The organism is Pseudomonas sp., assembly GCF_017744435.1.
Taxonomy (GTDB): Bacteria; Pseudomonadota; Gammaproteobacteria; order Pseudomonadales; family Pseudomonadaceae; genus Aquipseudomonas.
Genome location: NZ_JAGIBG010000021.1, coordinates 20,525 through 41,965, shown reverse-complemented (window position 1 = coordinate 41,965; position 21,441 = coordinate 20,525). Strand labels below are relative to the sequence as shown.

Genomic DNA, 21,441 nt, shown 5'->3' with positions numbered 1-21,441 from the left:
CAAGCCACAAGCTTCAGACTGCAGGAAAGAGCAGCCACCGCTGCTGCAAGCTACGGCGCCGGGCTTGCGCTCGGCGCTGGGCAGCTTGAAGCGTGCGGCTTGTAGCTTGCCGCTTTATTGCGATTTCCTGACCCGCAGGTACCATTCCGACAGCAGGCGCACCTGTTTGTCGGTGTAGCCACGCTCCACCATCCGCGTGACGAAGTCGTTGTGCTTCTGTTGGTCCTCCTTGCTGGCCTTGGCGTTGAAGCTGATGACCGGCAGCAGGTCCTCGGTGTTGGAGAACATTTTCTTCTCGATCACCACCCGCAGCTTCTCGTAGCTGAGCCAGCTCGGGTTCTTGCCATTGTTGTTGGCACGGGCGCGCAGCACGAAGTTGACGATCTCGTTGCGGAAATCCTTCGGATTGCTGATGCCTGCCGGCTTCTCGATCTTTTCCAGCTCTTCGTTGAGGGCGATGCGGTTGAGGATCTCGCCGGTCTCCGGGTCGCGGTATTCCTGGTCCTGGATCCAGAAGTCGGCGTAAAGCACATAGCGGTCGAAGATGTTCTGGCCGTATTCACTGTAGGACTCGAGGTAGGCAGTCTGGATTTCCTTGCCGATGAATTCGATGTAGCGAGGTGCCAGGTACTCCTTCAGGTAGCGCAGGTAGCGCTCGCGCACTTCGGCCGGGAACTGTTCCTGCTCGATCTGCTGTTCCAGCACATACAGCAGGTGCACCGGGTTGGCTGCCACTTCATGCGGATCGAAGTTGAACACCTTGGAGAGAATCTTGAAGGCGAAGCGGGTCGACAGACCGTTCATGCCTTCGTCGACGCCCGCCGCATCGCGGTACTCCTGGATCGACTTGGCTTTTGGGTCGGTGTCCTTGAGGTTTTCGCCGTCGTAGACGCGCATCTTCGAGTAGATGTTGGAGTTTTCCGGCTCCTTGAGGCGTGAGAGCACGGTGAACTGGGCGAGCATCTTCAGCGTGTCTGGTGCGCAATGGGCCTTGGCCAGCGAGCTGTTGACCAGCAACTTGTCGTAGATCTTGATCTCGTCGCTGACGCGCAGGCAGTACGGCACCTTGACGATGTAGATCCGGTCGATGAACGCTTCGTTGTTCTTGTTGTTGCGGAAGGTGTGCCACTCCGATTCGTTGGAGTGGGCCAGCAGGATACCGGTGTAGGGGATGGCCCCAAGGCCTTCGGTGCTGTTGTAGTTGCCTTCCTGGGTGGCGGTGAGCAAGGGGTGCAGGACCTTGATCGGCGCCTTGAACATTTCGACGAACTCCATCAGGCCCTGGTTGGCCCGGCACAGTGCGCCCGAGTAGCTGTAGGCATCGGCGTCGTTCTGTGGGAATTCTTCGAGTTTGCGGATATCCACTTTACCGACCAGGGCAGAGATGTCCTGGTTGTTCTCGTCACCCGGTTCGGTCTTGGCGATGGCGATCTGATTGAGGATCGAGGGGTACAGCTTCACCACCCTGAACTTGCTGATATCGCCGCCAAATTCCTGCAGTCGCTTGGTGGCCCAGGGCGACATGATGGTATTCAGGTAGCGCCGCGAGATGCCGTACTCTTCCTCGAGAATGGCCCCGTCTTCGGTGGCATTGAACAGTCCCAGCGGGGACTCGAATACCGGCGAGCCCTTGATGGCGTAGAACGGTACTTTTTCCATCAGCTGCTTGAGTTTCTCGGCCAGCGACGATTTACCGCCGCCTACCGGGCCCAGCAGATAGAGGATCTGTTTCTTCTCTTCCAGGCCTTGGGCGGCGTGGCGGAAGTACGAAACGATCTGGTCGATGCACTCTTCCATGCCATGGAAGTCGGCAAAGGCCGGATACCGGCGAATAACCTTGTTGGAGAAGATTCGCGACAGCCTGGAGTTGCTGGAGGTGTCGATCAGTTCCGGCTCGCCGATGGCCAGCAACAGCCGTTCAGCCGCGGATGCGTAAGCACTGCGATCCTCTTTGCACAGCTCGAGGTACTCCTGCAGCGAGAGTTCTTCCTGACGCGTGGACTCGAAGCGTTGTTGGAAGTGGCTAAAAATACTCATGACGTCACCTCGCTCGATACGTGGAGACGACGCCGGATCAGTCAGCTGATGCTGGCATGCAACCGGGGTTGCCGATTGCTGTATACCCCCCAGAACACCCTGTAACGCTACCGATGACCCGCACGCCGGTGTACCGGCTCTCCCCTTTTTCTGGATGGCCTGCGCTTAAGAATAGTTGGTTATCCGCAAGATCAAGGGCGGGCGGCGGAGAAGTTGCGAACGACCGTTCGTCAGGTTGGCTGCGAGCCCGCGTGGGGCGCGGGCTGCAGTAAAAATGAAAAAATTATTCGGCAGCGCCCTGGACGGTCTCGGCCGGGTAGGTGGCGCGCCACAGTTCGAAACCGCCATCGACGCTGTACACGTCGGAGAAGCCCTGGCCGACCAGGTAGGCGGCTGCGCTCTGGCTGGAATTGCCGTGGTAGCAGACCACCAGGGTCGGGGCATCCAGGTCGGCATTGCGGATGAACTCGGCGACCGAGTGGTTATCCAGATGCTTGGCGCCGGTGATGTGGCCGGCGGCAAAGGCTTGCGAGTCGCGAATGTCGACGACTACCGCACCTTGCGCGCGCAGGGCCAGGGCCTGCTCGGGAGGGATGCGCTTGAATTCGCTCATGGGTACGGTTCTCTTCAGGGTTGATCGTTCAGTGTAGTGGCTTGTGCTGGCGGGCGGACATGGCCGTCGTCGGTGCAGTCGCAGCGGTGGTATTCGCCGCTGTCGACGTTGTACAGGGTCATGGCACCGCCCCACACGCAGCCGGTGTCGAGGGCGATGATGTCGGGTTCGTTGACCTGGCCCTGGAGTGCGGCCCAGTGGCCGAAGATGATCTTCACGTGGCGCGAGCGGCGGTCCTTGTGTGCATACCAGGGCTTGTAGCCTTTGGGCGCAGTATCCAGGCCTTCCTTGCTCTTGAGGTCGAGCTTGCCTGCCGCAGTGCAGAAGCGCATGCGCGTGAGGTAGTTGGTGATCACCCGCAGGCGTTCGACACCGCTGAGGTTCTTGCTCCACTTGTTCGGCTCGTTGCCATACATGCCGTCCAGGTAGAGTTGCAGGCGGTTGTCGTCGCGCAGCACTTGCTCGACTTCTTCGGCCAGTTGCAGTGCCTGGCCTAGGGTCCATTGCGGCGGGATACCGGCATGGACCAGAGCGATGCCGCGGGGCTCGTCGTAATGCAGCAGCTTCTGCTGACGCAGCCAGTCGAACAATTGGTCAGCGTCCGGCGCTTCGATGATCTCGCGCAGGGTGTCGCTTTTCTTCAGGCGCTCGACATTGTGCCAGGCGGCCAGCAGGTGCAGGTCATGGTTGCCCAGCACGCACACCAGCGACTGGCGGATCGAATAGAGGTAACGCAGGGTTTCCAGCGATTCGGGGCCGCGGTTGACCAGGTCACCGACCAGCCACAGGCGGTCGACCGCCGGGTTGAAGTTGACCCGTGCGAGCAGGCACTTGAGCGGCCCCAGGCAGCCTTGCAGGTCTCCGACGGCGTAGGTGGCCATCAGTGCAGCGCCCCAGGGACCGCGAGGCGGAAGGGAGCGATGTCGGCTTCGAAGCGCTTGCCGTCTTCGGCGAACATTTCGTAGCTGCCCTGCATGGTGCCGACGCGCGTGCTGATGACCGCGCCACTGCTGTAGGTATGGCTCTGGCCGGGTTCGATGGTCGGCTGCTGGCCGACTACGCCGGCACCGCGCACTTCCTCGACTTCGCCATCACCGTTGGTAATCAGCCAGTGACGCGACAACAGCTTGGCTTTGATCGAGCCGTTGTTTTGCACGGTAATGGTGTAGGCGAAGGCGAAGCGACTGCTTTCGGGGTCGGATTGGTCTTTCAGGTAACGGGTCACGACGCTGACGTCGATCTGATAGCGAGGGTCGGACATGCAAGGGCCTTGGGCGAACTGACGCAATAACGCAGTCTAGGCCATTGAGAGGGGGGAGGGCCAGCGGTGCGCAGCCTCGGGGAATGTGTGTCGTCAGTGCCGGCCTCTTCGCGGCGAACCGCCGCGAAGAGGCCGGTGCAGGCTGAATCAGGCTTGCTGGTCGGCCAACTGATCCGCCAGGCGCACGAAGGCTGCCAGGTCGAGCTGTTCAGGGCGCAGGCTGCCATCCACGCCGGCGGCCTCGATGGCGGCGCTGTCGAGCAGGCCTTTCAGGGTGTTGCGCAGGGTCTTGCGACGCTGGTTGAACGCTTCACGCACCACCTGCTCCAGCAACCGCGCATCCTTGGCCGGATGTGGCAGTACTTCGTGCGGCACCAGGCGCACGATCGCCGAGTCGACCTTCGGCGGCGGGTTGAACGCGCCTGGGCCCACGTTGAACAGGTGTTCCACACGGCAGTGGTACTGCACCATGATCGACAGGCGACCCCAATCACCACCGCCTGGGCCGGCCGCCATGCGCTCGACCACTTCCTTCTGCAGCATGAAGTGCATGTCGCGGATCAGCCCGGCGTGGCTGAGCAGGTGGAAGATCAGTGGGGTAGAGATGTTGTACGGCAGGTTGCCAACCACCTTGAGGCTGCGTGGTGGTACGCCGAGCTGGTTGAAGTCGAACTTCAGGGCGTCGCCCTGGTGCAGGCGGAAATTGCTGCGGCCGGCAAACTTGTGCTGCAGGATCGGCACCAGGTCCTTGTCCAGTTCCACCACGTCCAGCTGGGCGCCACTGCCCAGCAGGCCTTCGGTCAGGGCACCCTGGCCCGGGCCGATTTCCAGCAGGTGTTCGCCGGCCTTGGCGTTGATGGCGCGCAGGATGCGGTCGATGATGCCTGCGTCGTGCAGGAAGTTCTGGCCGAAACGCTTGCGCGCCCGGTGTTGGTATTGCTCGTTCATGGTCGGTTCTCGGCCATCTGGTAGGCGGTTTCCAGGGCGACACGCAGGCTGCCGGTGTCGACCTTGCCGCTGCCGGCCAGGTCCAGGGCAGTGCCGTGGTCCACCGATGTGCGGATGATCGGCAGGCCCAGGGTCACGTTGACGGCAGCGCCAAAACCTTTGTACTTGAGTACGGGCAGGCCCTGGTCGTGGTACATCGCCAGCACCGCGTCGCAGTGCTCCAGATATTTGGGGGTAAACAGGGTATCGGCCGGCAACGGGCCGCGCAGGTCCATGCCTTCGGTGCGCAGGCGGGCCAGCGTCGGCTCGATGATGTCGATTTCTTCGCGGCCAAGATGGCCGCCTTCTCCGGCATGCGGGTTGAGGCCGCAGACCAGGATGCGCGGGTTGGCAATGCCGAACTTGTCGCGCATGTCGGCGTGCAGGATACGGGTGACCCGCTCCACGCGCTCGGCGGTAATGGCGTCGGCAATGTCCCGCAGCGGCAGGTGCGTGGTCACCAAGGCGACACGCAAGCCACGGGTGGCCAGCATCATTACCACTTGGGCGGTGCTGGTCAGGTCGGCAAGGAATTCGGTATGGCCGGAGAAGGCGATACCGCTTTCGTTGATCACGCCCTTGTGCACCGGCGCGGTGATCATCCCGGCGAATTGCCCGTCAAGGCAACCTTGGCCGGCACGGGTCAGGGTTTCCAGCACGAACGCCGCATTGGCCTTGTCCAGCTGGCCTGGCACCACTGGCGCGGCCAAGGGGGTATCCCACACGTACAGGCTGCCAGCAGGCGCAGGCTGGTCGGGCCATTGGCCTGGCATGACCGGCAGCAGGCTGACAGCCAGCCCCAGCTGCGTGGCCCGCTCGGCGAGCAGGTCACGGCTGGTGATGGCAATCAGGGGATGGGGCTGGGCGTCGGCGGCGAGCAGCAGGCACAGGTCGGGGCCTATGCCGGCTGGTTCGCCGGGGGTGACGGCGAAGCGCAGGGGCTTCACTGTGCGGCCTGGTCAGCGCCAGGCAGCTTGATTTCAACGTAGGCTTCGTCGCGGATCTGGCGCAGCCAGGTCTGCAGCTCTTCGTCGTACTTGCGGTTGCGCAGCACGTTCATGGCCTGTTGCTCACGCGCCTGCTCGGTGCTGTCGGTGGCACGGCGGCCCAGCACTTCAAGGACGTGCCAGCCGTACTGGGTCTTGAACGGTTTGGTCACAACACCTTGCTGGGCGTTGGCCATCTGCTCGCGGAACTCCGGTACCAGGCTGTTCGGGTCGACCCAGTTGAGGTCGCCGCCGTTGAGTGCAGAACCTGGGTCTTCCGAGAAGCTCTTCGCCAGCTCGCCGAAGTCCTCGCCGTTCTGGATCCGGTCGTACAGGCGCTCGGCCAGTTGTTTGGTGGCCGCTTCGCTGCGGATTTCGCTCGGCTTGATCAGGATGTGGCGGACATGCACTTCGTCACGCAGCACGTTCTCGCCACCACCACGCTTCTCCTCGAGCTTGAGGAGGATGAAACCGTTGGGGATGCGGATTGGCTGGGTGATGTCGCCGACCGCCATGCTGCTGAGCATCTTGGCAAAGTCCGGTGGCAGTTGAGCCGCTTTACGCCAGCCCATTTCACCACCCTCAAGGGCGTTTTCACTGGCCGAGTTGGCGATCGCCACCTGGCCGAAGTCGGCGCCCTGGCGCAGTTGCTGGTACAGCTCGCCGACCTTACGCGCAGCTTTCTGGATGTCGTCCGAGTTGGCGGCTTCCGGGGTCGGGATGAGGATGTTGGCCAGGCGGTACTCTTCCGACATCTGCATCTTGCCCATGTCCGAGGCGAGGAAGTTCTTCACTTCCTGTTCGGAAACCTGGATGCGCTCGGCAACGCGGCGCTGACGCACACGGCTGATGATCATCTCGCGCTTGACCTGCTCACGGGCGTCGTCGAACGACAGGCCGTCATGGGCGAGGGCGGCGCGGAACTGCTCCAGGGACATGCCATTGCGCTGGGCGATGGTGCCGATGGCCTGGTTCAGCTCTTCGTCGGTGATGCGGATGCCCGAACGTTCGCCGATCTGCAGTTGCAGGTTCTCGACGATCAGGCGTTCCAGTACCTGCTGCTCCAGTGCGCCGGACGGCGGCACGCCGCCGCCGCGCTTGGCGATGGTCTGCTGCACCTCGTGGACACGCTGGTCCAGTTGGCTCTGCATGACCACATCGTTGTCGACGATGGCTACCACGCGGTCCAGAGGTTGTACCGCGGCATGCACCGCGCCACTCAGCAATGCAGCGCCCAGCAACACCGGGCGCAGTCGATCAATAAGCTTGGTCTTCACGTGTACGGTAACCTTGAATGCCTTGGTCGAGGAACGATTCCACCTTGTTGCCCACTACGCCGCCGAGGCCTTTCAGGACGATTTGCAGGAAGATGCCGTGGTCGCCTTTTTCGTTGGCTGGCGTGGCCTGGCTGAAGTCGTCGTAGTCGACCCAGTAACGGTTGATCAGGCGCAGCTTCCAGCAGCAGTTGTCGTATTCGAAACCGCCCATGGCTTCCAGGGTGCGGTTGCGGTTGTAGTCATGCTGCCAGCGGGCAATCACGTTCCATTGCGGTACGACCGGCCAGATGACCGAGAAGTCGTGCTGCTGGATCTTGTAGTAATCCTTGATGAAAGTGTCGGTGCCAGGTGTGCCATAGTCGCCGCCGCCCACTTTCCACGTACCGGTGGTGGAGTCGTAGGCGATGGTGTCGTTGCGGTAGCGATAACCGAAGTTGACGATCTTGTTCGGATTGTCTTCAGGCTGGTAGTGGAACATCGCGCTGCCCGAGCGGGTGCTGCGGCTGTCCGGGTCCCAGTTGAAGTCCGAGTTGAAGCGCCAGTCGCGGTTGAAGTAGTAGTTGTACAGCAACGCGTACGGCGATACATCCGACAGCGAGTCCTGGCGGGTACGGTAGTCGATGCCTGGCAGCTGGACCTTGCGGTCCTTGAAGTAGTACGCCTGGCCGATACTGAAGTTCTGACGCTCGAAGCCGTTATCTTCGATCCAGCGGGTGGTCACACCCAGCGACAGCTTGTTCTCGTCACCGATACGGTCGGTGCCGGAGAAGCGGTTGTCACGGAACAGCGAGTCGTAGCTGAACAGCGCTTCACCCGAGTCGAACAGCGGGATGTCCTTCTGGTCCTTGTACGGGACGTAGAGGTAGTACAGGCGCGGTTCGAGGGTCTGGCGGTAGTTGGTACCGAACAGCGAGGTGTTGCGGTCGAAGTACAGGCCGCTGTCGATCGAGGCGATCGGAATGTCGCGGTTCAGCGTGCTGTTGTAACTGCCGTATGCCGGGTTGGCCGATTGGGTGATCGCTTGCGCCTGGCCCTGGCTGTCCAGGTCAAGGTCATAGTGCGTGTAGGCATACTTCAGCTTGGGCGTGAAGTAGCCATAGCTGGCCTGCATCGGCAGGCTGATCGACGGCGCGACGTTCAGGCGTGTGCCGTTGGCCCGTGCGATGCCACTGATGTTCTGGTCCAGGCGACGGCCATCGGCACCGGCGGTGGTGTCCAGGTTGCCGTCCTTGTCGAACACAGTGTCATTCTTCAGGTCGCGGTCGAAACGTACGGCTTCGGTCTCGTAGCCCAGGCGCAGGCCGCCCGGATGGAACGGCAGTGCTCCATTCAAGGTCAGCTGCGGCAGCTTATTGTACGGAGTGATCTGCGACAGGGTCGCCATTTCGTAAGCTTGCGCATTCAGGCGGGCAGTGTAGTTGTCGCCACGCCAGGTCAGGGCACCCTGTTGCTTGACCACGTCCTGGCTCTTCACACCAATCTGATCAGATTCGAGGTCCTGGAAGTAGAACGGGTCGCTGATGTCGGTGTAGTCAACTTCAGTCATCAGGCGCTCGTTCAAGCCGCCCTTGTGCTGCCAGTTGATCATCCAGCGTTGTTTCTTGTAGTCCGTCTGCAGCTTGCGATCGTCGTCCTCGTCGTTGAGGTACGCGCCGCCGAACTGGCCTTCACTGGACTTGGTCAGGTAGCGGAATTCGCCTTCCATCAGCATGCCGCGCTTGGTCATGTAGCGCGGGTACAACGTGGCGTCATAGTTCGGCGCCAGGTTGAAGTAGTACGGCGTGACCAGCATGAAGCCGGTATCGCTGGTGCTGCTGAAGGACGGCGGCAGGAAGCCGGACTGGCGACGGTCGTCGATCGGGAAGTAGATGTACGGTGTGTAGAGCACCGGGAAATCTTTGACCCGCAGGGTGACGTTGGTCGCGGTACCGAAACCGGTCGCCGGGTTCAGGGTGATGTTGTTGCCCTTCAGCTGCCAGGCGTTGCTGCCCGGTTCGCAAGTGGTGTACGTACCGTCCTTCAGACGGATGATGGCGTTTTCGCCACGCTTGGCGTACAGGGCGTTGCCGCGAATGTGCGACTTGTGCATCACGTATTCGGCGTTGTCGACCTGGGCTTCGCCGGTGTCGAGCTGGATCTCTGCCTGGTCACCGACCACCAGCGAGCCGTTGTCGCGGATCTTGACGTTGCCCTTGAGCTCACCACGGTTCTCGGCCTGGTACAGGTTGGCCTCGTCGGCTTCGGCCTGCATGCTGCCCTGGCGCATGACCACGTCACCGGCGAGGGTAGCGATCTGCTGCTCCTGCTGGTACTTGGACACCTTGGCGTTGATGTAGGTAGGCGACTCGTCCTTCGGCGTGGAGTCGGCCATGCCCGGGCGAGTGGGCTCGATGTACGCGCCACCGCAGTACGGGCCGGTTTCGGCCAGCTGGGCTGCAGTGAGCTTCTCGCGTGGAACCCAGTCGAGGTGGCTGTAGTCTTCGCTACGCGACTTCAGGCCACGGCCCTTGGCCTCGGTGACCAGCATGGGCTTGTCAGCGGACTCGGTCGGCTCGGCTTCGGTGCCCGAAGTCAGCGCGGCGCCTTCATGCACCGGGCGTGGAGGCAGGTTGTTGGCTGGGGTCTTGGGCTTGCAGTCCCAACCACCGGAGGCGGACACTTGGCAGTCGAACTGCTCGGCAGCCACCACATAGGGGGTGGCCAGAGGTTGCATGGCCAGCAGACCGCCGGTCACCAGCAACGGAAACTTTCTACGAAACGCGGGGGATTTCAATGCCATCTTATTAGTCCGGGCTTCCTGCGTGCCATCTGCCCGCGTGTGGGGCCGCACGCCTCTCGATGGTCTGAAAAAGATGCTGGATAATAAAGCATGACCCGCTTGACGGCTAGGGCCGTCGGAGACCCTTGTAATGCCTGAACACGATGTACGCTTGCAACAACTGACTGTCTGGCTCCATGAGCAGCTCGATCAACTTTTCCGCGACAACGCCTGGGGTGAGGTGCCCGAGGGCAGCCTGACCGCCGCGAGCAGTGATGCCAGCTTCCGCCGTTACTTCCGCTGGCAGGGCGCAGGCCACAGCTTCGTGATCATGGACGCGCCACCGCCACAGGAAAACTGCCGACCATTCGTCGCCATTGACCATCTGCTGGCCGGCGCTGGCGTGCATGTGCCGCAGATTCATGCGCAGGACCTGGAGCGCGGCTTCCTGTTGCTGGGGGATCTGGGTCACCAGACATACCTGGACATCATTAATGCCGACAACGCCGATGCATTGTTCGCCGATGCCATCGACGCCCTGCTGGCCTTCCAGCGCCTGCCGATGGACGCGCCGTTGTCCAGCTACGACGACGTCCTGCTGCGCCGTGAAGTCGAGCTGTTCCCGGAGTGGTACGTCGGCCGCGAGCTCGGCCTGGCCTTCACTGACGCGCAGAAAACCAGCTGGCAGCGTATCAGCCAGTTGCTGATCGACAGCGCCCTGGCCCAGCCCAAGGTGCTGGTGCACCGTGACTACATGCCGCGGAACCTGATGCAAAGCACCCCGAACCCAGGCGTGCTGGACTTCCAGGACGCGGTCTACGGCCCGGTCACCTACGACATCACCTGCCTGTTCAAGGATGCGTTCCTCAGCTGGCCGCAAGCGCAGGTCGAAGGCTGGCTGCGCCGCTACTGGGACCAGGCGCAGGCTGCGGGCATTCCGGTGCAGCCGGCATTCGACGATTTCCAGCGCGCCAGCGACCTGATGGGCGTGCAGCGCCACCTCAAGGTGATCGGTATCTTCGCGCGAATCTGCCATCGTGACGGAAAACCGCGTTATCTGGCCGACGTCCCGCGATTCTTCGCCTATATAGAAGAAGTGGTCAGCCGTCGCCCGGAGCTTGCCGAACTGGGCCAGCTGATCGCCGAGTTGCAAGCCGGAGCGCGTGCATGAAGGCGATGATTCTTGCAGCAGGCAAAGGCGAGCGTATGCGCCCGCTGACCCTGCATACCCCCAAACCGCTGGTGCCAGTCGCGGGTCAGCCACTGATCGAGTATCACCTGCGCGCGCTGGCGGCGGCCGGGTTTACCGAGGTGGTGATCAATCACGCCTGGCTTGGCCAGCAGATCGAAGGCCATCTTGGCGATGGCAGCCGGTTTGGCTTGAGCATTCGCTACTCGGCCGAAGGTGAGCCGCTGGAAACCGGCGGCGGCATCTTCAAGGCCTTGCCATTGCTGGGGGATGAGCCCTTTGCGCTGATCAACGGCGATGTCTGGTCCGACTATGACCTGGCCCGCCTGCGCTCACCGCTGCGCGGTCTGGCGCATCTGGTGCTGGTCGACAACCCCGGCCATCACGGGCGTGGCGACTTCCGTCTGAGCGAGGATCGGGTGGTCGATGGTGACGAGGCCCCCGGCACGCTGACCTTCAGCGGCCTCTCGGTGCTGCACCCGGCCTTGTTCGAAGGCTGCCAGGCGGGTGCCTTCAAGCTGGCGCCGTTGCTGCGCGAGGCGATGGCGTCAGGCCAGGTGAGCGGTGAGCACTTCCGCGGCCACTGGGTAGATGTCGGTACCCTGGAGCGCCTGGCCGAAGCCGAGCGCTTGATCGGCGAGCGCGCCTGACATGTGGTGGCCAGGCACGGTAATCGGGCTGGGCGCAGGCTTTGCGGTCGCCAGCATCCCCGGTGCGTTGCTCGGCGCCTTGCTGGGCCAGGCGATGGACCGACGCATTCGCTTGCAGGGCTGGGACGACATGTGCGAGCGCCTGGGCGGTCGCCCGGTCCTGCAAGACGATGAATTGCTGTTCGTCTTGCTCGGGCGGTTGGCCAAGAGCGATGGCCGCGTGGCCGAGCAGCACATCCAGCAGGCGCGACAGGAAATGGTCCGCCTGGACATGGCTGAGGCCGCACGTTTGCGGGCGATAGCCGCGTTCAACCGGGGCAAGACTGGCAAAGACAGGTTGTCTGGTCACTTGCGCCGCATCCGCCTGCAGCCGCATGCCGCCGAGGGTACCTTGCGTGCCTGCTGGCGCATGGCCTGGGCCGACGGCAAGGCTGGGCGGCACGAGCGTGAACTGCTGCTGGAGTGGGGGCACAAGCTGGGGCTGAGCCGGCGTCAGGTGCAGGCGATGTCACTGGAGTACGAGCCACGCAAGGCACCGGTGTCAGGCGGGGTGATGAACTACGCGGCAGCGCTGCGCTTGCTGGGGGTCGAGGCCGATACCGAAGGGGACCAGGTCAAGCAGGCTTACCGGCGCCTGGTCAGCAAGCATCATCCGGACAAACTGGCGGGCAGCGGGGCAAGCGAAGCGCAAGTGCGCGAAGCGACCGAGCGGACCCGCGAACTGCACCAGGCCTACGCCATCGTGCGCAAGCGGGGCGGGTTCTAGAAGGGGCGCACAGCGCCCCTGGCAACCTGGAATTACTGTTGCGGGCTCATCCAGCCCCGAACCCTGCGGAACAACTGCTCCTGTTCGCCGTCCTTGTTGGCCGGCATGGCAATCAATGACAGCTGCTTGTATTGGCTGTCCTTCTGCCGCTTGCTGGCCTGCAAGCGCTGCGCCGCCGCATTGCGATCACCGGTACGGGTGGCGTAGTAGAGGTCGGCCGTCGGTACCTTGAGGGTCGGCGTCAGGCTTTCCAGGTCGTGCTCGACCCGGGCCGGCGTCTGTGCGGCAATCATCACCAGCTTCTGCACCTGTGGCGGTTGCTTTTCGCTCAGGTAGCGTGCTGCCCAATAGGCGCCGCTGCCGTGGCCGATCAGCACGATGCTGCGTGAGTTGTGCTGCTGGGCATAGGCCACGGCAGCATCCAGGCGAGCGAAGATGCGTTCGGCGTCGGCCACGTCGTTCTGTTCGCTGGCTTGCTCGGCGTCGGTGCTTTCCGCGGTATCGGTGTCGGTGGCGGTGGCCTGAGCGATGTTGGCGTTGGCGTCGGCGGGGGTGTCCTTGGCCGGTGCGCTTTCGCCTGCTTTCTTCTCAGGGGCTGGCGTCGGCTTGGCCTCTACCCGCGCCTGCGGGGCGTCGGCGAGCAGATCGGGCAGGCTCACGCTCAAGCTGTGCCAGCCGATATCCGGGAACTTGCGCCGCAACGGGCCGACTGCGTTGGGCCAGTCGGCATTTTCGCCAGCGCCAGGGACGATGATCACGGCACCCTGCGGATCGCTGTCGTTGGCCGGCTTCCACAGGGCCAGGAAGCTGTCCGCTCCGGCCTGCAGGGTCTGTTGTTCGGCTTTTGGCGCCAGGCGCTCCAGGGCTTGCGCGTCCTCCTGGCTGCGCTCCAGCAGGGGCGGCCGTGGCACCGGGGCGGCAGGCGCCTCGGCTGCAGCCTCCGGCTTGGCGGCGTCAGCGGCCAAAGCGCCGAGTGGTAGGAGCGAGGCCAGACAGCACATTGCCAGCGTCGTGCGATAAAGTGTGGACATGAATCAACCCAAGGCCAGAATGATACCGGCAGCCTAATAGTATTTGCCCGCGGCGGCCATGCTGCATGGGCGCCCTTGCCAAGACGAGCGTGTAGATGAAGCGATTGCGTCGCCTGTTGGTTATCGGCTGGTTGTGCCTGCCCTTGATCGCCTTGGCACGGCCGGAAGTGCCGCCAGCGGTGACGCTGGAGCCTGCCCAGCAGCAATGGCTCGACAGTCATCGCAGCCTGCGTGTCGGCCTGGTGCTGCAGGCGCCCTACGCACAGTTCGACCGCCGCCTGCAGCAGCTTTACGGCGCCAACGTCGAGTTGGTGAACTGGCTGGGGCAAGCGCTGGGCCTGGACCTGACCTGGCGCAACTTCACCGACCAGGCCGGCCTTGAGCATGCCTTGCAGGCGGGGGAAATCGATTTCGCCCCGGGACTGACGCAAACACCGGCCAGCCTGCGCCTGTGGCTGTTCAGCGACCCTTACATGCGGGTACCGCAGCTGGTGGTGGGGCCGCGTACCGGGGCGATGGCCGTGGAGCTGGAAAAGCTCGATGCTGAAACCCGCGTCGCAGTGCGCATGCCCGGCGCCCTTGCCGACTATCTGCGCGGCAATTACAGCGGCCTCAATCTTCAGGGCGTGCCCAGCGAGCGCGAGGCCTTGCAACTGGTGGTCGGTGGCCAGGCCAGTTACGCCGTGCTCGATGAGGCACAGCTGAGTCGGCTGTCGCGGGAAAGTGAGTTCGCCGAGCTGGTGGTGGTGGGTGATATCGGCTTGCCGCAATTGCTGCGGGTGGGTTCGCGACGCGACTGGCCGGTGCTTGCCGATGTGCTCGAACGCGGGCTGCAGGCCATGCCGGCCAAGGAGCTGGAACAACTTCACCAGCGTTGGTTGCAGCCTAAATACCCGCGCTTGAGCGAGTCGCCTGGCTTCTGGCAGAACCTGGCCTTGCTGTTCGGCATGTTGCTGCTGTGCGCCCTGGCCACGCTGGTGTGGCAGCGTCGGCAGCAACGCCAGCTGGAGCGCAGCTTGCTGGCCACGCGGGAAAGCCTGACCGAACGGCAGGGGCGCGAAGAGGCGCTGCGCCTGAGCCAGTTCGCCATCGATCAGAGCACGGTGGGCATTCTCTGGGTCAACTGGGACAGCCATGTACGCTACGCCAACCATGCGGTGGAGCACATGCTCGGCTATGCCGAGGCCGAGCTGCTGGAGCGCCCGCTGATCGACTTCGAGCCGAACCTGACCATGGACCGCTGGCTCGAACTGTGGAAGGGCGCCCGTGCCGGCGATGGCGGTGCCCGGCAATTCGAAACCCAGTGCCGGCGCGCCGACGGCAGCTTGCTGCCGGTGGAACTGTCGCTCAGTTTCCTGCGTTTTCGCGATGCCGAATACCTGGTGGTGTACCTCGCCGATGTCACCGAGCGCCATCGCGCCCTGGCGGCCTTGCGCGAAAGCGAGGCGCGGCTCAAGGGCATCGCCGGCAACGTTCCGGGCCTGGTGTTCCGCCTTGAGCCGGCACCTGCCGAAGGTGAGCCGGAATTTCCTTACATCAGCGAGGGCAGCGAGGCACTGGTCGGCTACACGCCCGCGCAGATCCAGCACCCACTGATGGGTTTGCGCAATCTCGTTCATCCAGACGATCGGGCCGACTATCACCAGGTGCAGGACCTGGCCATTGCCAGCGATCAGGACTGGTCGTGGCAAGGGCGCATCCTCACCCGCCAGGGCGAGCAGCGCTGGGCCGACATCAAGGCCAGTGCCCGGCGTTTGCCCAATGGCCGGGTGGCCTGGGACGGTGTCGTCTGGGACATCACCCAAGGCAAGCGCGCCGAGCTGGCGTTGGCCCAGTCGCAGGAGCAGCTGCGCGAGTTGTCGGCGCACCTGGAGAGCGTGCGCGAAGAAGAAAAGGCCCGTATCGCCCGTGAAGTGCACGATGAGCTGGGGCAGATGCTGACCGTGCTCAAGCTGGAAGTGTCGATGTGCGAGCTGGCTTTTGCCGAACTGGACCCTGGCCTGCACGAGCGCCTGGGCAGCATGAAGCGCCTGATCGCCCAGTTGTTCCAGCTGGTGCGCGACGTCGCCACCGCGCTACGTCCACCGATCCTCGACGCGGGCATCGCCTCGGCCATCGAATGGCAGGCGCGGCGCTTCGAAGCGCGCACGCAGATACCGTGTCTGGTACAGGTACCGGATAATCTGCCAGCATTGAGCGATGCCAAGGCCATCGGCCTGTTCCGCATCCTGCAGGAGGCGTTGACCAACGTGATGCGCCATGCGCAGGCACACAGCGTTGAGATCGAGCTGGTGCGTGAAGACGGGCAACTGCGCATGACGGTCAGTGACGATGGCACCGGCTTCTGCCGGGATCAGCCCAGGCCGACGTCGTTCGGCCTGGTGGGCGTGCGTGAGCGGGTGCTGATGCTCGGTGGCAGCATGGCGCTGGACAGTGAACCAGGCGAGGGCACCAGCCTGAGCGTGGCCATTCCCTTGAAGTAGGAGAGCGAGCGTGATTCGAGTGCTGGTGGCCGAAGACCACACCATTGTCCGGGAAGGCATCAAGCAGTTGATCGGCCTGGCCAAGGACATGCAGGTGGCGGGGGAGGCCGGGAATGGCGAGCAATTGCTCGAGACCTTGCGCCACACACCTTGCGAGGTGGTGTTGCTGGATATCTCCATGCCGGGGGTGAACGGCCTGGAGGCGATCCCGCGTATCCGCGCGCTGAACGATGCCCCGGCGATCCTGATGCTGTCGATGCACGATGAGGCGCAGATGGCGGCCCGTGCGCTTAAGGCGGGCGCTGCGGGCTATGCGACCAAGGACAGCGACCCGGCCCTGTTGCTCACGGCGATTCGCCGGGTGGCAGGCGGCGGGCGCTATATCGACCCGGCACTGGCCGACCGCATGGTCTTCGAGGTAGGCCTGACCGAAACCCGGCCACTGCACACGCTGTTGTCGGAACGCGAGTTCTCGGTGTTCGAGCGCCTGGCCCAGGGCGCCAACGTCAACGACATCGCCCAGCAGCTGGCGCTGTCGAGCAAGACCATCAGCACCCACAAGGCCAGGCTGATGCAGAAGCTCAAGGTCAATTCGCTGGCGGAACTGGTGAAGTACGCCATGGAGCACAAGCTGGTCTGACTGTTCTGATTGCGACAGCTGCCATTTCCTGTACGGCGCCGAACCCTGTGGGAGCGGGTTTACCCGCGAAAGGGTCTGGCCTGCCATTTGCACGGTGCCTGGACTGGCCTCTTCGCGGGTGAACCCGCTCCCACAGAGATTAATGTCTGTGCTGAAAGCGCCGCTCTTGTAGGGCAATCCCTACAGTCAACCTTCCAACCGGATGATGGCATTCTCTCAGTACCGCCGATTTCCGGGCGCTTGCGGCTCTTCTACTCTTTCGCCTACGCAGTCATTCCAACAAGAAGGTGCAGGCATGAGCGAGGCGAATTCGAACGCTGCCACCGGCGAGACGCTGGTCAGCTTCCGTGGTGTGCAGAAGAGCTACGACGGCGAGTCGCTGATCGTCAAAGACCTCAACCTGGACATTCGCAAGGGTGAATTCCTCACCCTGCTCGGCCCCTCCGGCTCGGGCAAGACCACCAGCCTGATGATGCTGGCCGGTTTCGAAACCCCTACCGCCGGTGAGATCCAGCTGGCCGGGCGTTCGATCAACAACGTGCCGCCGCACAAGCGCGATATCGGCATGGTGTTCCAGAACTACGCACTGTTCCCGCACATGACCGTGGCCGAGAACCTGGCTTTCCCGCTGACCGTGCGTGGCCTGAGCAAGACCGACATCAGCGAGCGGGTCAAGCGGGTGCTGAACATGGTCCAGCTCGATGCCTTCGCCAAGCGCTACCCCGGCCAGCTTTCTGGCGGTCAGCAGCAGCGTGTGGCACTGGCCCGGGCGCTGGTGTTCGAACCTCAGCTGGTGCTGATGGACGAGCCGCTGGGCGCCCTCGACAAGCAGCTGCGTGAACACATGCAGATGGAGATCAAGCACATCCACCAGCGCCTGGGCGTGACCGTGGTCTACGTGACCCACGACCAGGGTGAGGCGCTGACCATGTCCGACCGCGTGGCGGTGTTCCACCAGGGCGAGATCCAGCAGATCGCCGACCCGCGCACCCTCTATGAAGAACCCTGCAACACCTTCGTTGCCAACTTCATCGGCGAGAACAACCGCATCAACGGCACCCTGCTGGCCAGCGATGGCAAGCGTTGCCAGGTGCAGCTGGCGCGTGGCGAGCGGGTCGAGGCGCTGGCGGTGAACGTCGGCCAGGCTGGCGAGCCGGTGACCCTGTCGGTACGCCCCGAGCGCGTGCGCCTCAACGGCCACAGCGAAAGCTGCGTCAACCGCTTCTCTGGCCGCGTGGCCGAGTTCATCTACCTGGGCGACCACGTACGGGTGCGCCTGGAAGTCTGCGGCAAGGCCGACTTCTTCGTGAAGCAGCCGATCGCCGAGCTCGACCCGGCGCTGGCCGTGGGCGATGTGGTACCGCTGGGCTGGGAGGTGGAGCACGCCCGCGCGCTCGATCCGATTGCCGAAGCCCACTGATGGATTGCTTCACCAACCCTGTACTGTGGAGAGAATAATAATGCGCAAGCAGTTGAAACTGACCGCCCTGGCCCTCGGCCTGTGCGCCGCTGGCCAGAGCATGGCGGCGGACCTGACCGTGGTCTCCTTCGGCGGTGCCAACAAGGCGGCCCAGGTCAAGGCGTTCTACGAGCCATGGGAGAAGGCCGGCAAGGGCAAGATCGTCGCAGGCGAGTACAACGGTGAAATGGCCAAGGTCAAAGCCATGGTCGACACCAATAGCGTGTCGTGGAACCTGGTGGAGGTGGAGTCGCCAGAATTGGCTCGAGGTTGCGACGAAGGCATGTTCGAAGAACTCGACCCGGCCCTGTTCGGCAATGAATCCGATTATGTGAAGGGCGCCATCCAGCCTTGCGGCGTGGGCTTCTTCGTCTGGTCCACGGTGCTGGCCTACAACGCTGACAAGCTGAAGACCGCACCCACCAGCTGGGCCGACTTCTGGGACACCAAGAAATTCCCGGGCAAGCGTGGCCTGCGCAAAGGCGCCAAGTACACCCTCGAGTTCGCCCTGATGGCCGACGGCGTTGCGCCGAAGGATGTGTATCAGGTGCTGGGCACCAAGGAGGGCGTGGATCGCGCCTTCAAGAAGCTCGACGAGCTCAAGCCGAGCATCCAGTGGTGGGAAGCCGGCGCCCAGCCACCCCAGTACCTGGCCTCGGGGGACGTGGTCATGAGCTCGGCCTACAACGGCCGCATCGCTGCAGTGCAGAAAGAGAGCAACCTCAAGGTGGTATGGAACGGCGGCATCTACGACTTCGACGCCTGGGCGATCCCGAAGGGCGCCAAGGATGTGGAAGAGGCGAAGAAGTTCATTGCCTACACCGTGCAGCCAGAGCAGCAGAAGACCTACTCCGAGAACATCGCCTACGGCCCGGCCAACTCCAAGGCCGTACCGCTGCTGGCCGACGCGGTGAAGAAAGACATGCCGACCACGCCTGAGAACATCGCCAACCAGGTGCAGATCGACGTGGCCTTCTGGGCCGACAACAGCGAGCAGCTGGAGCAACGCTTCAACGCCTGGGCGGCGAAGAAGTAACAACCCGGGAAGCGGGGGCCGCTCTGCGGCCCATCGCCGGCAAGCCGGCTCCCACAGGGATCGCACAATCCCCGGAGCCAGTGCAATACCTGTGGGAGCCGGGCTTGCCGGCGATAGGCTGCGTAGCAGCCCCAATTTCAGCCTGTATCGCGGAGTTCGCCATGGCCATTGCAGTGCCCCTCAACGAAGGCGCAGGTCCAAGTCTCAAGCAGCGCCTCAAGCATGCCGAGCGGGTCAACCGCTGGAAGGCGCAGGCGTTGATCGCGCCGCTGGCGCTGTTTCTCCTGCTGGTGTTCCTGGTGCCGATCGCGGCGCTGCTGTACAAGAGCGTCGGCAACCCGGAAGTGGTCGGCGGCCTGCCGCGCACGGTCGGGGTGATCAGCCAGTGGGACGGCAAGAGCCTGCCCGGCGAAGACGTCTACAAGGCGTTGAGCCAGGACCTGGCCGAGTCGCGCAAGAACCAGACCCTGGGCGACCTCTCCAAACGCTTGAACATGGAACTGGCCGGCTACCGCAGCCTGCTGGCCAAGACTGCACGGGCGCTGCCGTTCAAGGCCGAACCTGCCTCGTATAAAGATGCCTTGCAGGCGCTCGACGAACGTTGGGGCGACCCGGCCTACTGGCAGGCGATCCGCCGCAATACCAGTTCGGTGACCTCGTTCTACCTGCTGGCTTCGCTCGACCACCGTATCGATGACCTTGGCGAGCTGGCCAAGGCCACCCCCGACCAGGCCATCTACCTGGATATCTTTGCCCGCACCCTGTGGATGGGTGTGGTGATCACCGCCATCTGCCTGGTACTGGCCTATCCGCTGGCCTACCTGCTGGCCAACCTGCCGACCCGGCAGAGCAACCTGCTGATGATTCTGGTGCTGCTGCCGTTCTGGACTTCGATCCTGGTGCGGGTGGCCGCATGGATCGTGCTGCTGCAGTCCGGCGGTTTGATCAACAGCGCGCTGATGGCGATGGGCATCATCGACCAGCCGCTGGAACTGGTGTTCAACCGCACCGGCGTGTACATCTCGATGGTGCATATCCTGCTGCCGTTCATGATCCTGCCGCTGTACAGCGTGATGAAAGGCATTTCGCCGAGCTACATGCGTGCGGCGATTTCGCTGGGCTGCCACCCGTTCGCCAGCTTCTGGCGGGTGTACTTCCCGCAGACTTATGCCGGCGTGGGTGCCGGTTGCCTGCTGGTGTTCATCCTGGCCATCGGCTACTACATCACCCCGGCACTGCTCGGCAGCCCGAACGACCAGATGGTCAGCTACTTCGTCGCCTTCTACACCAACACCAGCATCAACTGGGGCATGGCCACCGCGCTGGGCGGGCTGTTGCTGCTGGCGACCGTGCTGCTGTACCTGATCTATAGCTGGCTGGTCGGCGCCAGCCGCCTGCGCCTGAGCTGAGGAGCCTTGAGATGCTGAGCCCCTACATGTCGCCCGTCGAGCGGGTGTGGTTCTACACCCTGCGCATCCTCTGCGGCCTGATCCTGTTGTTCCTGGTGCTGCCGGTGCTGGTGATCGTGCCCCTGTCGTTCAACAGCGGCAGCTTCCTGGTGTACCCGCTGCAGGGCTTTTCGCTGCAGTGGTACCACGACTTCTTTGCCTCGGCCGAGTGGATGCGGGCGCTGAAGAACAGCATCATCGTCGCGCCAGCGGCCACGGTACTGGCCATGGTGTTTGGCACCCTGGCGTCGATCGGCCTGACCCGTGGTGATTTTCCGGGCAAGTCGCTGGTGATGGCGCTGGTGATTTCGCCGATGGTGGTGCCGGTGGTGATCATCGGCGTGGCCAGCTACTTGTTCTTCGCCCCGCTGGGCCTGGGCAACAGCTTCATCTCGCTGATCCTGGTGCACGCGGTGCTGGGTGTGCCGTTCGTCATCATCACCGTGTCGGCGACCTTGCAGGGCTTCAACTACAACCTGGTACGTGCGGCGGCCAGCCTCGGCGCCTCGCCGTTGCTGACCTTCCGTCGGGTGACCTTGCCGCTGATTGCCCCCGGGGTGATCTCGGGGGCGCTGTTCGCCTTTGCCACGTCGTTCGACGAAGTGGTAGTGACGCTGTTCCTCGCCGGACCGGAGCAGGCAACCCTGCCGCGGCAGATGTTCAGCGGCATTCGCGAGAACCTCAGCCCGACCATTGCGGCGGCGGCAACCCTGCTGATTGCCTTCTCGGTGGTGCTGTTGCTGACCCTGGAGTGGCTGCGCGGGCGTAGCGAGAAACTCAGGACTCAACAACCTGCCTGATGATGCGTTGTCTGTACCGG

General features: G+C 63.4%; 18 protein-coding genes. 9 read left to right on the top strand and 9 right to left on the bottom strand.

The features are described from left to right. Positions 1 to 114 precede the first annotated feature (114 nt). From J7573_RS15750 to J7573_RS15715, 8 genes are all read right to left on the bottom strand, one after another. Positions 115 to 2,037, bottom strand: a complete 1,923-nt coding sequence (locus J7573_RS15750; protein WP_060484777.1) for a PrkA family serine protein kinase — start codon at positions 2,035 to 2,037, stop codon at positions 115 to 117. A 283-nt stretch (positions 2,038 to 2,320) separates the two neighbouring features. After that, the gene (gene glpE / locus J7573_RS15745; RefSeq protein ID WP_294336938.1) at positions 2,321 to 2,650 is read right to left on the bottom strand and encodes a thiosulfate sulfurtransferase GlpE; all 330 of its coding nucleotides are present in this window, start codon (positions 2,648 to 2,650) and stop codon (positions 2,321 to 2,323) included. Between the two features lie 14 nt (positions 2,651 to 2,664). Continuing rightward, positions 2,665 to 3,531, bottom strand: coding sequence for a symmetrical bis(5'-nucleosyl)-tetraphosphatase (locus J7573_RS15740; protein WP_294336936.1), 867 nt, complete (start codon positions 3,529 to 3,531; stop codon positions 2,665 to 2,667). Then, positions 3,531 to 3,911, bottom strand: a complete 381-nt coding sequence (gene apaG, locus J7573_RS15735; protein WP_294336934.1) for a Co2+/Mg2+ efflux protein ApaG — start codon at positions 3,909 to 3,911, stop codon at positions 3,531 to 3,533. Before apaG ends, J7573_RS15740 begins: the two co-directional genes overlap by 1 nt. Before the next feature lie 147 nt (positions 3,912 to 4,058). After that, a complete protein-coding gene (gene rsmA / locus J7573_RS15730; protein WP_294336933.1) occupies positions 4,059 to 4,859 on the bottom strand; it encodes a 16S rRNA (adenine(1518)-N(6)/adenine(1519)-N(6))-dimethyltransferase RsmA in 801 nt (266 codons plus the stop codon). Next, positions 4,856 to 5,845 carry a 4-hydroxythreonine-4-phosphate dehydrogenase PdxA gene (gene pdxA / locus J7573_RS15725; RefSeq protein WP_294336929.1) on the bottom strand — a complete coding sequence of 330 codons (990 nt, stop codon included), beginning with the start codon at positions 5,843 to 5,845 and terminating at the stop codon, positions 4,856 to 4,858. The genes rsmA and pdxA overlap by 4 nt, the downstream gene beginning before the upstream one ends. Further along, positions 5,842 to 7,161 carry a peptidylprolyl isomerase gene (locus J7573_RS15720; protein WP_294336927.1) on the bottom strand — a complete coding sequence of 440 codons (1,320 nt, stop codon included), beginning with the start codon at positions 7,159 to 7,161 and terminating at the stop codon, positions 5,842 to 5,844. Before J7573_RS15720 ends, pdxA begins: the two co-directional genes overlap by 4 nt. Next, positions 7,142 to 9,940 (bottom strand): LPS-assembly protein LptD, encoded by a 2,799-nt coding sequence (locus J7573_RS15715; protein ID WP_294336925.1) that lies wholly within the window; start codon positions 9,938 to 9,940, stop codon positions 7,142 to 7,144. Before J7573_RS15715 ends, J7573_RS15720 begins: the two co-directional genes overlap by 20 nt. A 130-nt stretch (positions 9,941 to 10,070) precedes the next feature. Here J7573_RS15715 and J7573_RS15710 point away from each other — a divergent pair, with 130 nt between their 5' ends. From J7573_RS15710 to J7573_RS15700, 3 genes are read left to right on the top strand one after another with little or no spacing between them, the layout of a single operon-like run. Beyond that, positions 10,071 to 11,090, top strand: a complete 1,020-nt coding sequence (locus tag J7573_RS15710) for a phosphotransferase (protein ID WP_294336923.1) — start codon at positions 10,071 to 10,073, stop codon at positions 11,088 to 11,090. Next, positions 11,087 to 11,758 (top strand): N-acetylmuramate alpha-1-phosphate uridylyltransferase MurU, encoded by a 672-nt coding sequence (gene murU / locus J7573_RS15705; protein ID WP_294336922.1) that lies wholly within the window; start codon positions 11,087 to 11,089, stop codon positions 11,756 to 11,758. Before J7573_RS15710 ends, murU begins: the two co-directional genes overlap by 4 nt. Before the next feature lies 1 nt (position 11,759). Further along, entirely contained in the window at positions 11,760 to 12,524 is a 765-nt protein-coding gene (locus J7573_RS15700) for a TerB family tellurite resistance protein (protein ID WP_294336920.1), read from the top strand. Between the two features lie 32 nt (positions 12,525 to 12,556). On the opposite strand, the gene J7573_RS15695 is transcribed toward J7573_RS15700, so the two are convergent. Further along, positions 12,557 to 13,555 (bottom strand): alpha/beta hydrolase family protein, encoded by a 999-nt coding sequence (locus tag J7573_RS15695; RefSeq protein WP_294336917.1) that lies wholly within the window; start codon positions 13,553 to 13,555, stop codon positions 12,557 to 12,559. Positions 13,556 to 13,650: 95 nt separating this feature from the next. Between J7573_RS15695 and J7573_RS15690 the strand changes: the two genes are divergently transcribed. The 6 genes from J7573_RS15690 to J7573_RS15665 all read left to right on the top strand — a co-directional run bounded on the left by J7573_RS15690 (position 13,651) and on the right by J7573_RS15665 (position 21,421). After that, complete coding sequence (locus tag J7573_RS15690; RefSeq protein WP_294336915.1) at positions 13,651 to 16,038, top strand: sensor histidine kinase; 2,388 nt, start codon at positions 13,651 to 13,653, stop codon at positions 16,036 to 16,038. Between the two features lie 10 nt (positions 16,039 to 16,048). Then, complete coding sequence (locus J7573_RS15685; protein WP_159408657.1) at positions 16,049 to 16,678, top strand: response regulator transcription factor; 630 nt, start codon at positions 16,049 to 16,051, stop codon at positions 16,676 to 16,678. Between the two features lie 295 nt (positions 16,679 to 16,973). Further along, positions 16,974 to 18,098, top strand: coding sequence for an ABC transporter ATP-binding protein (locus tag J7573_RS15680; protein WP_159408658.1), 1,125 nt, complete (start codon positions 16,974 to 16,976; stop codon positions 18,096 to 18,098). A gap of 40 nt (positions 18,099 to 18,138) precedes the next feature. Then, entirely contained in the window at positions 18,139 to 19,173 is a 1,035-nt protein-coding gene (locus J7573_RS15675; protein ID WP_054885207.1) for an ABC transporter substrate-binding protein, read from the top strand. Between the two features lie 161 nt (positions 19,174 to 19,334). Continuing rightward, a complete protein-coding gene (locus tag J7573_RS15670; protein ID WP_294336905.1) occupies positions 19,335 to 20,582 on the top strand; it encodes an ABC transporter permease in 1,248 nt (415 codons plus the stop codon). Positions 20,583 to 20,593: 11 nt separating this feature from the next. Beyond that, positions 20,594 to 21,421 carry an ABC transporter permease gene (locus J7573_RS15665; protein WP_079226329.1) on the top strand — a complete coding sequence of 276 codons (828 nt, stop codon included), beginning with the start codon at positions 20,594 to 20,596 and terminating at the stop codon, positions 21,419 to 21,421. Positions 21,422 to 21,441 lie beyond the last annotated feature (20 nt).

Coding starts and splice junctions, on each gene's coding strand:
- murU (WP_294336922.1), top strand. CDS start 11,087: ATGAAGGCGATGATTCTTGCAGCAGGCAAAGGCGAGCGTATGCGCCCG.
- J7573_RS15675 (WP_054885207.1), top strand. CDS start 18,139: ATGCGCAAGCAGTTGAAACTGACCGCCCTGGCCCTCGGCCTGTGCGCC.
- J7573_RS15715 (WP_294336925.1), bottom strand. CDS start 9,940: ATGGCATTGAAATCCCCCGCGTTTCGTAGAAAGTTTCCGTTGCTGGTG.
- J7573_RS15695 (WP_294336917.1), bottom strand. CDS start 13,555: ATGTCCACACTTTATCGCACGACGCTGGCAATGTGCTGTCTGGCCTCG.
- glpE (WP_294336938.1), bottom strand. CDS start 2,650: ATGAGCGAATTCAAGCGCATCCCTCCCGAGCAGGCCCTGGCCCTGCGC.
- J7573_RS15690 (WP_294336915.1), top strand. CDS start 13,651: ATGAAGCGATTGCGTCGCCTGTTGGTTATCGGCTGGTTGTGCCTGCCC.
- J7573_RS15700 (WP_294336920.1), top strand. CDS start 11,760: ATGTGGTGGCCAGGCACGGTAATCGGGCTGGGCGCAGGCTTTGCGGTC.
- J7573_RS15750 (WP_060484777.1), bottom strand. CDS start 2,037: ATGAGTATTTTTAGCCACTTCCAACAACGCTTCGAGTCCACGCGTCAG.
- J7573_RS15665 (WP_079226329.1), top strand. CDS start 20,594: ATGCTGAGCCCCTACATGTCGCCCGTCGAGCGGGTGTGGTTCTACACC.
- J7573_RS15710 (WP_294336923.1), top strand. CDS start 10,071: ATGCCTGAACACGATGTACGCTTGCAACAACTGACTGTCTGGCTCCAT.
- J7573_RS15740 (WP_294336936.1), bottom strand. CDS start 3,531: ATGGCCACCTACGCCGTCGGAGACCTGCAAGGCTGCCTGGGGCCGCTC.
- J7573_RS15670 (WP_294336905.1), top strand. CDS start 19,335: ATGGCCATTGCAGTGCCCCTCAACGAAGGCGCAGGTCCAAGTCTCAAG.
- rsmA (WP_294336933.1), bottom strand. CDS start 4,859: ATGAACGAGCAATACCAACACCGGGCGCGCAAGCGTTTCGGCCAGAAC.
- J7573_RS15680 (WP_159408658.1), top strand. CDS start 16,974: ATGAGCGAGGCGAATTCGAACGCTGCCACCGGCGAGACGCTGGTCAGC.
- apaG (WP_294336934.1), bottom strand. CDS start 3,911: ATGTCCGACCCTCGCTATCAGATCGACGTCAGCGTCGTGACCCGTTAC.